Origin of the sequence: Sphingobacterium sp. UBA6317, assembly GCF_002440385.1 — a bacterium.
Lineage (GTDB): Bacteria > Bacteroidota > Bacteroidia > Sphingobacteriales > Sphingobacteriaceae > Sphingobacterium > Sphingobacterium multivorum.
Genome location: NZ_DJTD01000014.1, coordinates 1 through 15,013, shown reverse-complemented (window position 1 = coordinate 15,013; position 15,013 = coordinate 1). Strand labels below are relative to the sequence as shown.

The window sequence follows — 15,013 nt, the reverse complement described above, 5'->3', positions numbered from 1 at the left end:
AGCGACCACTGGATTATGAGCAAAACAGGAATTAGACAATTAGGAGTTCAATACAATGGTGCGCTATGGGAGATTCGCGTATGGGCGCCAAATGCAAAGAATGTCTATTGCATGCTTTATAATATGGGTGTCGAAATCCCGCTAGAGCAGCAAGCCTACGGTTATTGGTATGCCGAAAGTGATTTAATCCGTGCGGGCGATTTGTATAGAATACGGTTAGACGACAACGAATTCCCTGATCCGCTTTCTCGTTCACAACCGGAAGGTGTTCATGGACCGTCTCAAGCTGTAGACCTCGCTTTTTCATGGACCGATCAAGACTATCAGCCGCCGCAACAATCAGATTTTATCATCTATGAGCTTCATGTAGGTACATTCTCGTCGTCACATGACTTTGATGGAGTTATCAAAAAGATTCCTTATCTGAAAAATTTGGGAATAACTGCTATCGAAATAATGCCGGTCGCTCAATTTCCCGGAGAGAGAAATTGGGGTTATGATGGCGTATTTCCATTCGCGGTACAGCATTCTTATGGTGGCGCTTCCGAATTGCAACGGCTAGTTAATGCCTGTCATGAGGCTGGTATAGCTGTAATTCTCGATGTGGTCTATAATCATGTAGGCCCCGAAGGAAACTATTTTGCGCAGTATGGTGCTTATTTCACTGAGAAATATCGAACGCCCTGGGGCGATGCACTCAATTATGACGACCGTTTCTGTCACGGACAGCGGGATTTGGTAGTCAACAATGTACAGATGTGGTTTGAAGACTTTCATATTGATGCGCTGCGCATGGATGCAGTACATGCGATCAAGGATTTTAGTCCAATTCACATCCTTCAGGAAATCCGTGCGGAAACGGATAATGTGATCGCCAAATCGGGAAAAAATCGATATCTCTTTGTTGAGTGTGATCTTAACGACAGAAGATTTTTAGACCCCTTGGTGAAAAATGGTTTTGCGATGGATGCGCAGTGGCTAGATGAGTTTCACCATGCCTTACGCGTAGCAATAGGCGAACCAAAAAAGGGCTATTATCAGGAGTTTAATGGCGTGGAAGATCTGGCAAAAGCCTATGAGAAGGCCTATGTTTTTGATGGGAACTATTCTTTCCATCGCGAGAAATTTTTTGGAACAGATACGACGGGTATTCCGGGCGATCGCTTCATTGTTTTCAGTCAGAATCATGATCAGGTCGGCAATAGGATGCTGGGTGATCGTGCTGCCTCGCTTTACGCCAGAGAAATAACATGTCTTATGACTTTTGCTGTATTCATGTCGCCCTATCTTCCGCTACTATTTATGGGCGAAGAATGGGGGACAGCGCGACCTTTTCCGTATTTTATCAGTCACAGTGATCCAGAGCTAGTAGAGCTGGTGCGGGAGGGCCGCAAGCGGGAGTTTGAAGATTTTCTCACAGATCACGAGGTTCCCGATCCACAGGATGAAACAATATTTAGGCAAGCTGTGTTGGATTGGGACGAATTGAACAGGCTACCATATCAGCAACAGTTGTCCTATTATAAATCGTTGATCGCATTTCGGAAAAGCAATCCGTTGTTAAAAAATATGCAACGAAGTGATATCAGGACTGAGTGCCTCTGTGATAAGAAGGTACTTAGTATCTATGTGGAACAAAAGGAGAGGCAAATGATTATCCTGATGAACTTTTCAGCTCATTTACAACATGTCAATCTACCAGCAGCTGTGCAATGGACCTTATCATTTGATACCAATGTACCGGACGCCGACCTTTTGGCAGAGACTGACGCTGTTGCAGTGCAGGACTGTTCCTTATTACCATGGTCAGGGTATGCTTACACTTCGAAATAGATCGTTTTGGAAAGATTTAAGTGAGTTGATCTTCAGGAATGAAAGCTATTAAAAGATAAAAACAAATTATTCAAACAACTTCGCTAAAAGTATTGTTCCTTATATAAATACGGCTTGTCCAGTCGTGAAGAAAGTTTTAAAAGCTAGGTCCTTTCCAACCTAGCTTTTTTATTTTTAAAAGGAACAATTGCTTATGATTTTGAATATCAGTGGTTTGAACGATAAGCTATTCAGAATAAATTTTAAACAAACGTTTGATCTGTTATTCGTCGCAATTTTTTTTTATCTTAGCCTAAGATATGACATGTTTGAAGAGGGGTGCTAGATTTATGATGTATGGCAAATTATCTCTTTCGAGAATTTCCTATTATTAGCGAATTAAATGATTAAAAACTAGCAAACTATGCGTCAACTGGAGTGTCACGAAGAGAAAATCCACCTATGCGGTAAGATCCAGTCTTTCGGTTTCCTTTGTATTTTTGATGAGAGCGGATGTATTGCCGCAAGTGAAAACTTAACTATCGTCCTTGATATTCCCATGAAGGAAATCCTCGGACGCTCTATTGCTCAGCTATTACCATTGCTATCGTCCGAAAAGGAGTTGAATCTTAAAGAGATTGAAACGCAAATTAGAGGAGAGATCTTTACACGTTTTGTGGAGCGTATCCGCATTAAAAATGTAGACTATTACCTGAGTATTTACCAGTACGACGAGCGGACATACCTTGAAATAGAAATCTGTAATGAAAATCATTTAAAAGCGACGCGATTATTTTATTATGCGAAGTACCTTGAAGAACGTCATGGCAATGCTTGGCAATCATTGACTGTACTGATCCGTCAGATCATTGGTTTTGACCGAGTTATGGTATACCGTTTCGAGGAGGACAATAGCGGACAGGTCATTGCAGAGTCCATCGCAGATGGAATGACCCCATTGATGGGCTACCGGTATCCGGAATTTGATATTCCGGCACAAGCACGCGAACTCTATGTGAAGTTTCTTGCGCGCCACGTAGCTGATGTTGATGGTCCGACTATTGGTATACAGGGTTTGGAGGCTGCTGAGGTAGACTTGACACGCTGTAGCCTCAGAGCATTATCTCCAGTACATTTACAATATCTTAAAAACGCAGGAGCACGGGCCAGTGCCAGTTTTTCTATCGTTATCGAAGGAAAACTTTGGGGCTTGGTGGCGTGCCAAAATAGCGAGCCTTTGAATGTTGATCTCGCCCAACGTCATTTATGCGCTTTTTTAACGCAATACGCTATAAACTACTATCTTTCAGAACATCAAAAAGAAAACTTGGTAGCGCAAACCATTATGGGTGTTATGGAACGTGATCTGAAGTCTGAGTTATTGGTTAATAGTGATATTGGAGTTGTGCTTGAACGCTTTGCACCACAAATTATAGAAATTGTGGGCGCAGATGGACTAATGATCAAGCACGACCGGGGTTCTAAAAGTTGGGGCGATGTACCCACTCAATTGCAGTTGCGTGATATCGATCGCTTTATAGAAGAGGAGGGTCAAGATGACTTGTTTTTCACATCAAACTTTGTCTATGGCGACAGTGAACCCCCGCAAGCGGTTATATTGCCTGGCATTTTGCGGATAAATATCCTTCCCAGCAATAAATGGCACATCTATTTATTCCGCAAAGAACATGTTTACGAAGATGTATGGGCTGGAAAACCCGAAAAAATATATCATTACGATCCTGAAAAGAAAGTTGAATTTCCATCTCCACGGACATCTTTTGAAGCTTGGCGTGAAAAGATGAAAGGCAAGTCTATCCAGTGGAAAAGTGCCGAGCTTTCTTTTATGGAGAAAGTCGCACAAATAACCCAACAAGCTATTGCCCAGCGCGGCGGAGAGATCGCTCAGCTCAATAAAGAGCTTGTCAGGTCCAACAATGCCTTGGATACATTTGGCTATACATTAACCCATGATCTTAAAAATCCACTTTCATCGATAAAGCTTGCTGCCCAGATGATGTTGATGAAAGATGATCTTCCGAAGGATATGTTACGCAAAATGGCACTAAATATTATGGATGCTACTGCGCTGATCACTGAAATGATGGACAAGGTGTATCAGCTCACGCAATCGAATTATGTAGCCTTCAAAACGGAACTGATCGATCCACGGAATAAAATTCTTAACATTCTCGAAAGCTGTAAGCAGCAGTTTGAAAGCGCCCATCTTGAATTTGTTTTGGGAGAAACTTTGCCGATTTTAGGGGAAAGAACACTGTTATACCAGTTGTTCTTAAATCTGATCAGCAATGCCATAAAATATAGCAGTAAAAAAGATCGCCCGAGAGTCGAGGTATATAGTGAAAAGCAGGGACAATTCGTTCACTACTACATTAAAGACAATGGTATCGGAATGGATATTAAGGATGATAGTAATATATTTGATATTTTTAAACGCTTGCCTAACTCGCAGGGATTCGAAGGGTCGGGGATTGGGCTTTCTATAGTAAAACGCATCGTAGATCGTCTCGAGGCAAAAGTCAACGTCGATAGCGAGCTAAATATAGGTACAACTTTTTGTATAACATTTAAAGCCTAATGGACGAAGAAAAAAATCAATAAACCAAAAAAGGAGCCCGAAAGCTCCTTTTTTTTGTTTGAACGTAGCAGCAACCTTTAACAGCGGTAGAGTTACTATCTGCCCAACCTACTCTTATCAAAGTTTCATCCAATCTATACTTTGCCTTATTGACAGGCCATCCGATCTTCTGGGATACGAAAATTTAAGAACACTTTTAGAATTAAAACAAACGATTAGTCGATTGGAAAAGTTCCTATATGAAATGGTGAATATTGCCCGTCCAGATGGATATGCAAAAGTTACAGCTGAATTTTCTCCAAAGTTTATACAACAAACGATGTTTAAACCCAAAAATCGATTATAATGAAAAAAAAAGAATTGAAGACTGAACAAGTTGATCCAGTGGAAAATAAAAAGGTCAACGCCCTAAGACCACATACGGCGGACGCCACAGGACAGCAAATGACCACTGATCAGGGAGTCAAGATCAATGATGACCAAAACTCACTGCGTGCTGGAGATCGGGGCGCTACGCTTTTGGAAGATTTTATTCTTCGAGAGAAGATCACACATTTTGACCACGAGCGCATTCCCGAACGTGTTGTACACGCAAGAGGTTCGGGCGCGCATGGCGTATTCAAACTATACAAGCCTTTAGCTGAATGGACAAAAGCGGGTTTTCTTAATGATATCGAAACTGAAACCCCAGTGTTTGTGCGTTTCTCTACGGTTGCTGGTTCGAGGGGGTCGACGGATCTTGCCCGCGACGTTCGTGGTTTTGCCGTCAAATTTTATACACAAGAAGGTAATTTTGATCTGGTGGGTAATAATATGCCTGTATTCTTTATTCAGGATGCAATGAAGTTCCCCGATCTTGTTCACGCTGTCAAGCCCGAACCCGACAATGAAATTCCACAGGCGGCTTCTGCCCATGATACATTTTGGGACTTCATTTCTTTAATGCCTGAGTCGACACACATGATCATGTGGCTGATGAGTGATCGAGCAATACCGCGCAGCTACCGCATGATGGAGGGGTTTGGTGTTCATACTTTTCGGTTGATCAATGCCAATGGCGAATCGCACTTTGTTAAGTTTCATTGGAAACCATTGCTTGGAGTTCATTCAGTCGCATGGGATGAAGCTCAAAATATATCCGGTAAAGACCCCGATTTTCATCGAAGGGATCTCTGGGACGCCATTGAAAGCGGTGCCTTTCCGGAATGGGAACTCGGCATACAGGTCATTCCCGAATCTGATGAATTTAAGTATGACTTCGACCTGCTAGATTCAACGAAGATTGTTCCTGAGGAGCTGGTGCCTGTTCAGCCTATTGGAAAAATGACTCTAAATCGCAATCCCGATAATTTCTTTGCCGAAACGGAACAGGTTGCCTTTCATATTGGCAATATTGTACCTGGAATTGATTTTACAAATGATCCGTTGTTGCAAGGACGATTGTTCTCTTACACAGATACCCAACTTATTCGTTTAGGTGGACCTAATTTTCATGAAATTCCGATTAATAGGCCCATCTGTCCTTCGCACAACAACCAGCGTGATGGATTTATGCGGCAAAGGATTGATCGGGGTAAAACGAGTTACGGACCAAATTCATTGGGGAATAATGATCCTGCGCAGGTAGGCGAGGCAGATGGTGGTTTTAAAAGTTATCAAGAGCGTATTGATGCCAGAAAAGTGCGGGCTAGGAGCGATAGTTTCCGCGACCATTTTAGTCAAGCAAGGCTGTTTTATAATAGTCAGTCTGAGCCGGAAAAAAATCATCTTGTAGATGCGTTCAGTTTTGAGCTGGGTAAAGTGAAGGCCGTTTCGGTAAGGCAACGCATGATCGGTATACTGTCGCTGGTCGATCAGGGGCTGGCAGCTGAAGTTGCGTTTGCCTTGGGGCTGCAGGTGCAAGAAGAAGTTGAAAAGCCAATTAATAAGAGCCTCCCAGCCGATGCTGATCCTTCCGATTATGAACCTATTCAAGTTAAGGAAAAATTAAAAAAATCGGCGGCCTTAAGTATGCAAAATACGATAAAAGATACGATAAAGAGTCGAAAGATTGCCGTGCTTGCTGCTGATGGAGTAGACACGAAATCATTTCAGGCCGTGGTAGATACGATCCGGGCTCAAGGTGGAATTGTCCACGTTATTGCACCTAAGCTCGGGGAGGTTACGGGCACGGATAAAAAGAAGATCCCTGTGGAAGAAAGCTTTCTAACGGGAGCATCGGTGCTGTATGATGCCATATATATACCTGGAGGAAAGGATAGCGTTGCTACGTTACAGTCCAATGCCGATGCTGTTCATTTTCTAAATGAAGCGTTCAAACACTGTAAAGCAATTGCAGCAGATGTCGAGGCAAGTCCAGTTTTGGAAGCGACCTATTTTTTTAGCAAGGTATACCAAGAGTTTTCAGCGGAGACTGTACTTGATGACGGAATCATAGTTGATCAGGATCCGAAGTCCTTAGTGGATAAATTCATTAAAGCAATTGCCCAACACCGGTTTTGGGAGCGGGAAAAATCGCGCAAAGTGCCTGCGTAGTATCTAAATAATATCCAATGTAGAAATATGCCCCAAAAAGTTTTATACTATTTGGGGCATATTTATGGACCATCCTATTTAAATAAATACTAATGCTGTAGCAGTGTGACGGCGGTATCATTTCCCTGTTGCGCGGCGAGGTCTAACACCGACAAGCCACGGGTATCGAGTAACCTGGTATTTGCACCATTGTCAAGTAAAAGCTTAAGTACCTCATTTCTACCAAACATGGCTGCAAACATCAGCGCGGTGCCACCGTTTCCATGTTGCAGGTTTAAATTTGCGCCATAACCGATTAATAATTTGGCAATATCATGATAACCTTTAAAAGCAACACCCATCAGGGCTGTGTTTCCACCGTTATCCTGTGCATTTACATCGGCACCAGCTTCCAATAGTAATTGGGCTGCAGCCAGCTTATTGTTATAACAGGCAATGATCAATGGGGTATAGCCTTTGTCGTCTCGTGTATTTACATCGGTATTCTGATTGATCAATTCACGTAAGACTTCGAGATTGCCCAGTCGGGCAGCATGAATCATGATTTCTGAGTTTTGTGTCATAGTGGTTCAGTTTATATCGTAAAAAGCGTTAAATGGGATCGGCAAAAATGCTTCCTGGCGTTCCTTTTTAATTTGAACAAAACTGGAAACCGAAACGTTTGCGCTCATTCGATGTTTTGAAAAGCTTAATTAAAATGTCAAGGTATTATTCTTACCTCAGTTACAAATGAAGAACATAGACTTAGCGACAATATCACACTATTCTTTTTGCCATGGAATCAATAGCGAGTTTGTAAATCTTCAAAACAAACGAAGCCGAACGTAATTTATGTTCGGCTTTGTTTCATCTTTTGAGTTCAGTTTAAGCAGCACCACGAATGACACGTAATAAAACGACAATAATGGCAATGACCAATAACACGTGGATGATATTCCCCGTAGCGTAACCTCCAAAAAAACTTATCGCCCAAATGATGACCAATATAACGGCGATGATGTACAATAGATTTCCCATAATTTGATTTTTTTATTTAGAACAGCTTTCGAAGAGTGATAGTTTGCTTTTATATCGTATTTCGATCAATAGGATGTTCAGTTTTCTCAACAACTGTATACAATGTTCATTTGAATATAAAATGCTAAAACGCAGAATAAACGTATTTCTAACATTTCAGCAGTAAATAAATACCTTATTATCTTTTTTTATTAGTTGCTTATTTTTTGATCATTATTTAAAATAAATGTCAAAAAGCTATTAAACTTTGCTTAATTAGCTTTATAAAATAGGAAAACGTATTTCTACCCTCAACGCTGCTATTTATTTTTTGGCGCAAATGGAACTTCAAATCTAGCATCCTTCTTGTTACCTCTGTTCATGTAAAACCATTTTAAACAATCAGTTGAAAAAAGAAAGAGGGTAAGTTATGAACAACTACAATTTAAATGTACTCATCAACGAAAAAAGAAGTTTGCTTAATCATTTTGCTGCTAAATTTACAGCTGATCCGGATGAAAAGGAAGATTTGATCCAAGAAACCTGGATAAGGGCATTGAAGTCCATAGACAACTTTGTGCAGCACCCGAAGTTAATGAGCTGGCTATATGTGATTATGAAGCATACGTATATTAATAAGTATAGAAAAGCCAAGCGGGTGACGGAAATTCAGGATAATTATATTGCCTTAGAAAGTACCAATACGTCTGAACTTAACAAAGGGATCAATAAATTTATGGCCGAAGACATCGAAAAAGCGATGACCAGTCTTACGCCCGAAAATTATGAAATTTTCCGTTTATTTTTAGATGGTTATAAATACCATGAAATCGCTTCCTATTTTAATATGCCAGAAGGCACTATAAAGACCAGAATTCACATGGTACGTAAAAAGCTGCAAAAACAGCTCAAAGTTTACCGCTTAAATTAACCGTTTCGACAACTATAAATAAAAGCTAGGCCTCAATTGTCTAGCTTTTATTCCTCGAAAGAGAACATTTTCCTTTGCGATAAACGCTGCGGTAAAGTCAATCAGAATATCAAAATCAACTTCTTCAATGGCAGTTTTATCGTATCTACAGGAGTGTTGGAGATCGACACAACCTGTCACGCCGCGATAAAAATATTTTTCATGTAGATGCTTTTTTACCTAGCATAACTGTCAAGGGGATGTATTGTTTTTTGAAGATAAGTTCTCGGAAACTGTTTCACTTCAATTTTATCCAAACAAGAAGCTTCCTGCAATTGTTGTTACATATAACTGTATTTACTTCTTAACGTATTTCTTTATGGTAATGTTCGAAAAACAACTTCTGCAAACGCTTATTCGGGTTCAGGATGAATTATGTGTAACCATTTCTGTTAATACCCATCGAACACATCCTGATAATCTCAGTGACCGCATAAAAATCAAAAATTTTAAAAGAGAAGCGATTGATAGGTTGTTGGATAAACATGATCAGAAAGATATTGCTGGTCTGATTGAAAAATTGGAAAAAATTGAGCAGGAGCTCGATATCAATTATAATCTTGAAAGTCTTCATATTTTCGTTTCTGATACCATCAGTGAAGTTTTCAAGTCCTCTTGGGAGACAAACCAAGAAGGAGTCCATATCAGCAATACATTTGCAGTACGCCCGTTGGTGAAGGAGATTGGCCGTCAAACCAGTTATCTTGTGATGCTCCTTTCGCAAAGCGGTGTCCACCTTTTTCGAGCCACCAATGGTCGTATTGTTGAGGATATCAGTAGCGAAGAGTTCCCGATTCCCGAAAATCAATTCCATAATACTTTTCCGGATAAGAGCAGTGATGCCAAACATCTTGATGATCTTCTCAGGGAATATCTTAATCGGGTTGATAAAGCGCTTTTACGATTTATTGGTGAAGAGAGGATTGTCACGCTCGTTTTCTGTACAGAAGATAACTATAGCAAGCTCTTACAGGTTGCAGATCGCCCCTCGGTCTATTACGGATACCTGCCTATTGATTATAACAACATTGAAACACATCAGTTGGAGAGCCGTGCTTGGAATTTTATGAAACAGGAGCTTGTACGAAAAAATGAGGACTACTTTAAAGAATTGGAAGCAGCTGTGGGCAAGGGCTTAGTGATCACTGATCTTCAAGAAATCTATCGCGCCTGCCAGGATGGCCGCGGGGATATCTTAGTGGTTCAAGAAAGCTTCCATCAGGCCGTAAAGATTCTTTCGGATCGGGATGTAGCTATAGTAGACAGCCCTATAGGATTGGACACGATCGACGACATCAGTAGTTTATTGGCCTTGTTGATCGACGAAAGGGGAGGACAGACCGTATATGTTCCTCAGATACCGAATGAGGAATTACAACCTATTGCCCTGAAGACTCGGTACTAGTCAACAACGAAACAGTTGAACCTTGTATAAATATCTTCTCTAATCCAGGTTCTTGCCAAATGTTCTAATTGGTTTTCATTGTCACTACCCATTCTAGATGAATTATGAAATGTAATGACAACAGGATATTTTCTTTTTGAATTGAAATTTTTTGGTAAGAGAAGCCGGTAAGGTATTGTAACGAACTCATTGGTGAATATCCTTTTCTCATATTGATCCGTGCTTAACTGGCTTAATATTGTTCTAGTTTCAACAAATGTTGCACTATCTATTCGTCTATTATCGTATTTGTGTCTTTGTGCAAAACAAAAATTACATGTAATTAAATTTAATAGAATACCAAATTGTAGAAAAAAACTTGATCGTTTTTGTAGCATAAGACCTTATTGGCTAGTGATTCGTGTATACTTATATATTAATTCCAATATAATTTAGATTGCGTAATCCAATGGTATTGATTACGGCATTAATATCGTGTTCTGTGCGTTGCAGCTTTTTGTCCACAATAGCCGCAAAAATTGGTTTCTATCGCACAATTGCAATTAAGACATTTATTATTCATTGCTTGGTTAATTGTTTTTTTTGCAAATATAATTTTATTATCGAGATATATCGCCTTACTTCGCTCTTTAATTTCATCGTACTGAATCGCTATTTCAACGAAAATTAGGCACAAGCAATTATCTCCGCTCGGAAGCTATTAAACTAGTTTTTTATATTTGATGCGTAAATCAGTAATGACACTTACACTAAATGGTAGCGACGACGGGTTGAATCGCTCAAAAAGAATGTGAATTTAGAATAGCTTTTATGGAAAATGAATTTTAGATGCATCATTTAGATAAGTTATTGAATGTACATTCTTTATGCTGAAAAAAAATATACCTATTTTATAAAGTAATCGATCCATTTGATTATGTTGAAGCCTCTTGATTTACCAAAAATCAGAGGCTTTGTTTTTCGCCTCGCGTCAAAAACAATCTTGAAAATAACAAGGCCATTTCTGTAGAACTGGCCTTGTTATTTATATTGTTCAATCTAAATGGGTTTTAATCATTTCCATGATCCTCTGACGCATAGGAAAATTTAACTGATTTTTGCGGATAAGCTTCCATACTCTTGCGGCTTGTATTTTTGATAATGGTTTTGATACTAACGCGATCGCCCAATTTATAGTAAGTTTCTACGGTCTGATAATCCAGTAGGTAGGGACCACAAAAGTAATTCCCGTTGTCATCTTTTTCGATGATTCCCTGATAAAGCCCTGTTCTTGTCTCTTTTGGCATGTTAATTTAATTTGAAGAACAAAGGTAGCAAGAGTATTTGGAGAAAATGATATTAAAGATAAAATTAGGCACATTTTATTAAAATTCTGGAAACACCTCCCAAGGGCCATTCTAAATAGCGGATAGAAGACTAAGTGGATTTGATTGTTGAAACTACCAGAATCCGGGATGGCAAAAGCAGAATGTCAAACCATAGGATAAATGCTTAAGTATGCCCGTGAGCATAATCTAATTTAAAAAACTAGCGATAGGGATGTTATTCCTTCATAGTGCTCACCAAGATAATGGCGGTTTTAGTTGTAGACTTTAGCTGACTTTGAAAATTGGCGTACATAATCAAATTAGGTTTAAACCAGTCTGCTACCAACCTCGCGACGAAATAATCGTTATTAATTAGTTAAATATTCTGGTTATTTGTTGTGCAAAGATAGAAATCCTTGGGTATTTACTAAATAGTTGATCTATTTCTTCCCGAAACTGGAATGAAAACTGCACAAAGGATCCTTAGCGATTGCTATGGATAAAAGCGCACCATTGTGCGCTTATTGGAAAAGATGATACGAGGAACGTAGGATCTTGTAATTAAAACCGGTAGCCTATGGATAATGCGGTGCGAATACCGGCAAACGGTCCGCTAGTGCTTAGTGTTACGCCATCGGCATTTACTTCTTTTTTGATTTTCATGAGATTACTATCAAATTCATCCAGTTGTCTCCTTACTTCGCGTTGTTCGTCTGCATTTAATGGAGTTTTCCCTTCGAACTTTCCATTGTTGAAGCCATAACCGGGACCGACAATGCGCCAGTCTAAATAGATGTTTTGTCCAAGTTTCCATTGGTTACCGACAGCTACCCCACCGGTAAAAGCATCTAAGCTGCCCGATAGAGGTACTTCACGGTGATAATTTGATTCATCGACGGTAATCTTTGTGTGTACACTGTAATTGGCGTATTTGACAAAGGGCGCGATATAGAATCCTTTTAACACTTCTTTATTCCCGAGGTAGAAACGTACTTCGGGGGTAATGGAAATAGCGCCTAATTTAGCTTCACCCAAAATATTATTATCATCATCAAAAACAGATTCCCATAGGGATTTAAAGGGTAAGTTGGTTTTTGGACGATAACTTATCGTTCCATTGATCGATAGGTGCTCATTGAGCGATCTTTCATACTCCAATGCAATATTTCCGACAGATAGGGGCCAAAGATTTAGTTTGATAAGATTTGATTTTTCTTGTGCTTTTAATCCAGAGATAGTACATATCCCAAGAGTAAGCATCGTAAGGTAGCGCAATTTCATAGTAGTTTTTCCAAAATATAGGTAGCAAAGATATTGGAATATATTTTAGTTCGGAAAGAACAGGTGCGTTCTTCAATTTGTTTTTTTAACATTATATTTCCTAATGATTTAGAATTGATTTTTTAAAGAACGAAAGCCAGCTGGATTTTGTTCTTTAAATTCTTATTTTTAGAAGTCGTTCAAATTTTTATGCTTTCGAAGGCATATCTTCAGATGCTATGGAAAGTTAAGTTTTCAAGATAAAGGGAAATAGGCAATGGCACAAAATTTAGAACTAGAATATGTGTTTTGAACAATACACTGAGGGAGGACAGCTCCCTCAGTATGATGAACAAATTAAAGTTTGTTGCCTTCTAAAGTGCTTATACTTTTAGCAGGTATTGTTAAGGAATAGACACCTGAGCTGTTTGGTGTTACAGCTCCGACGTTACCCCAATGGCCAGAACTGCTTGCCGTGGTTTGGTAATTGTTCAGCGCGCCGCTTGCAAAACCTGTGAGGTTGATATCCAATGGAACAGCTGCAGTACCCGTGTTGGTAACAACTAAGGCAAACTTACCTGATTGACGATCTTTGTAAGCCGAAATCAATAAGCCATTTCCATTTTGAACCGCTACATTGATACGCATATAACCTGCTTTGATAAACCTGGAATAATGTCCCATCACATCATACGTTTTTGGAAACTCCAAAGAACCATTACTCTTTGTGCAAATAAGCGCCTCATTATTTTGAAATGCCAGCATCCCTAGCCAAAACACATAGGCATTGGCATTACAATCCGCCAGTAGTTTGTGCATATTAACGGCCAGTTTCAAGCCGCCTTCAATGCCACTGTCATAATTGCCGCCATCATCGGACGCTTCTGTTACCCACATTGGTTTACCACCAATACTAAAATTCCACATGGACGGACTCTGGTTAAACCCACGTTGACCAGTGATGATGCCACTTATTTCAACGTAGCCGTGCCCCGCAAGGATGTCGACATTGCTTCTGTCCATGCCTGAGAGGAAATTATCGGCAGTTCCCCAGGCCGCATTTTCGGAAGATATAATCTTGGTGGATTGTAGACCAGCGCCGTTTAATTCTGGACGGAGATTGTTGGTAATAAATTGTCCCAAATGCGAAGCGTCCCAATAAGAAGCATCCCAGTCTGAAAAGACATTTTCAGGCTCATTTGAAGGAGAGATAGCATTGATTGTAATTCCTTCATTTTGAAATGATTTTACAAATCCAGTCAGGTAGCGCGCGAAAGCTGTTGAAGAAGTATTAAAATTAAGTCCATTAAACCATTTCGCGGAAATACTGCTCGTATTGGTCTTCATGTATAAGGGCGGAGTCCAGGTACTTGCCATAACGAAGGGAACTTGGAATCTTTCTTTTGCTTTCTTGATGATCCAGACCTGTCCAAGCTGTTCTTTTTCATCTGCTGTCAAATTCTGATAAGTCGCACTGTTGGGGTTTACGTCAATCGAAACTCCTGCCGGTTTAATGGTAACGACCTTGGTCTGTTGATTAAAAGGATAGGTATGAAGTACTTTTCCACGAAGGATATTCAGTTTCAATCCACTGCCTCCCCATAAATAATCCAGAATACTATCTCTTTTTGCGGATTCAAAGAATGGAACAATCCGGCCTCCGAATGCACCAAATCCATCAATCTTTTGATAGGTTTGATCCCAATTTAATGTTGCAATTGTAGCTCCTGCCTGTGCGGATACAGCAGCTTTTTTGTTCAGTTGTGCTTCTGGACTCTCAGGAGTTAATGAAGCTTTTTGGCAACTAAAAATAGAAAATGTGGAAACTACGGCCAAAACAGCATAAAGTCTGTTCCAGCGACTGGTTAATTTTAACATAACTTAGTTTTTAAGATTTGTGAATGAATCATTAATTTAATTGTGCTTGGTTTTTCAAGCGGTTCTCATTGTCGTTGTTTTGTTTGCCTCCTTTCTTTAGTTAAAAAAATAAACATTCACCGATTTCCACATTGGTTAGTTTCCGAAAATTAATAATATTTTGGGAGAATTTATTATTACTTCTCTTATTTTAATTTTATTTTTTATTGAATTAAAAATAAATACATATTTTCACTTGCGTCCTAAACGTT

Annotated in this window: 10 protein-coding genes; 5 read left to right on the top strand and 5 right to left on the bottom strand. The window is 39.7% G+C overall.

Annotation, left to right across the window (positions count from 1 at the left end; genetic code table 11):
• The first annotated feature begins 15 nt into the window (after positions 1 to 15).
• The 3 genes from treZ to B3E92_RS03655 all read left to right on the top strand — a co-directional run bounded on the left by treZ (position 16) and on the right by B3E92_RS03655 (position 6,946).
• Positions 16 to 1,833, top strand: coding sequence for a malto-oligosyltrehalose trehalohydrolase (gene treZ / locus B3E92_RS03665; RefSeq protein WP_286895417.1), 1,818 nt, complete (start codon positions 16 to 18; stop codon positions 1,831 to 1,833).
• 403 nt (positions 1,834 to 2,236) lie between these two features.
• The gene (locus tag B3E92_RS03660; protein ID WP_286895415.1) at positions 2,237 to 4,411 is read left to right on the top strand and encodes an ATP-binding protein; all 2,175 of its coding nucleotides are present in this window, start codon (positions 2,237 to 2,239) and stop codon (positions 4,409 to 4,411) included.
• A 345-nt stretch (positions 4,412 to 4,756) separates the two neighbouring features.
• Entirely contained in the window at positions 4,757 to 6,946 is a 2,190-nt protein-coding gene (locus B3E92_RS03655) for a catalase (RefSeq protein WP_286751804.1), read from the top strand.
• Positions 6,947 to 7,035: 89 nt separating this feature from the next.
• Here B3E92_RS03655 and B3E92_RS03650 read toward each other — a convergent pair whose 3' ends face one another.
• On the bottom strand, positions 7,036 to 7,509 hold the full coding sequence (locus B3E92_RS03650; RefSeq protein WP_286895413.1) for an ankyrin repeat domain-containing protein: 474 nt from the start codon (positions 7,507 to 7,509) through the stop codon (positions 7,036 to 7,038).
• 301 nt (positions 7,510 to 7,810) lie between these two features.
• Positions 7,811 to 7,963: a lmo0937 family membrane protein gene (locus B3E92_RS03645; RefSeq protein WP_115048587.1), complete on the bottom strand. Its 153-nt coding sequence runs from the start codon at positions 7,961 to 7,963 to the stop codon at positions 7,811 to 7,813.
• 409 nt (positions 7,964 to 8,372) lie between these two features.
• On the opposite strand from B3E92_RS03645, the gene B3E92_RS03640 reads away from it, so the two are divergent.
• Positions 8,373 to 8,873, top strand: coding sequence for an RNA polymerase sigma factor (locus tag B3E92_RS03640; RefSeq protein WP_046676293.1), 501 nt, complete (start codon positions 8,373 to 8,375; stop codon positions 8,871 to 8,873).
• 358 nt (positions 8,874 to 9,231) lie between these two features.
• Positions 9,232 to 10,317 carry a hypothetical protein gene (locus tag B3E92_RS03635; protein ID WP_286895412.1) on the top strand — a complete coding sequence of 362 codons (1,086 nt, stop codon included), beginning with the start codon at positions 9,232 to 9,234 and terminating at the stop codon, positions 10,315 to 10,317.
• Positions 10,318 to 11,366: 1,049 nt separating this feature from the next.
• On the opposite strand, the gene B3E92_RS03630 is transcribed toward B3E92_RS03635, so the two are convergent.
• The 3 genes from B3E92_RS03630 to B3E92_RS03620 all read right to left on the bottom strand — a co-directional run bounded on the left by B3E92_RS03630 (position 11,367) and on the right by B3E92_RS03620 (position 14,762).
• Positions 11,367 to 11,603: a hypothetical protein gene (locus B3E92_RS03630; RefSeq protein WP_070564469.1), complete on the bottom strand. Its 237-nt coding sequence runs from the start codon at positions 11,601 to 11,603 to the stop codon at positions 11,367 to 11,369.
• Positions 11,604 to 12,185: 582 nt separating this feature from the next.
• Entirely contained in the window at positions 12,186 to 12,905 is a 720-nt protein-coding gene (locus B3E92_RS03625) for a DUF3575 domain-containing protein (RefSeq protein ID WP_286895410.1), read from the bottom strand.
• A 336-nt stretch (positions 12,906 to 13,241) separates the two neighbouring features.
• Positions 13,242 to 14,762 carry a glycoside hydrolase gene (locus tag B3E92_RS03620; RefSeq protein ID WP_286895409.1) on the bottom strand — a complete coding sequence of 507 codons (1,521 nt, stop codon included), beginning with the start codon at positions 14,760 to 14,762 and terminating at the stop codon, positions 13,242 to 13,244.
• Positions 14,763 to 15,013: the final 251 nt, after the last annotated feature.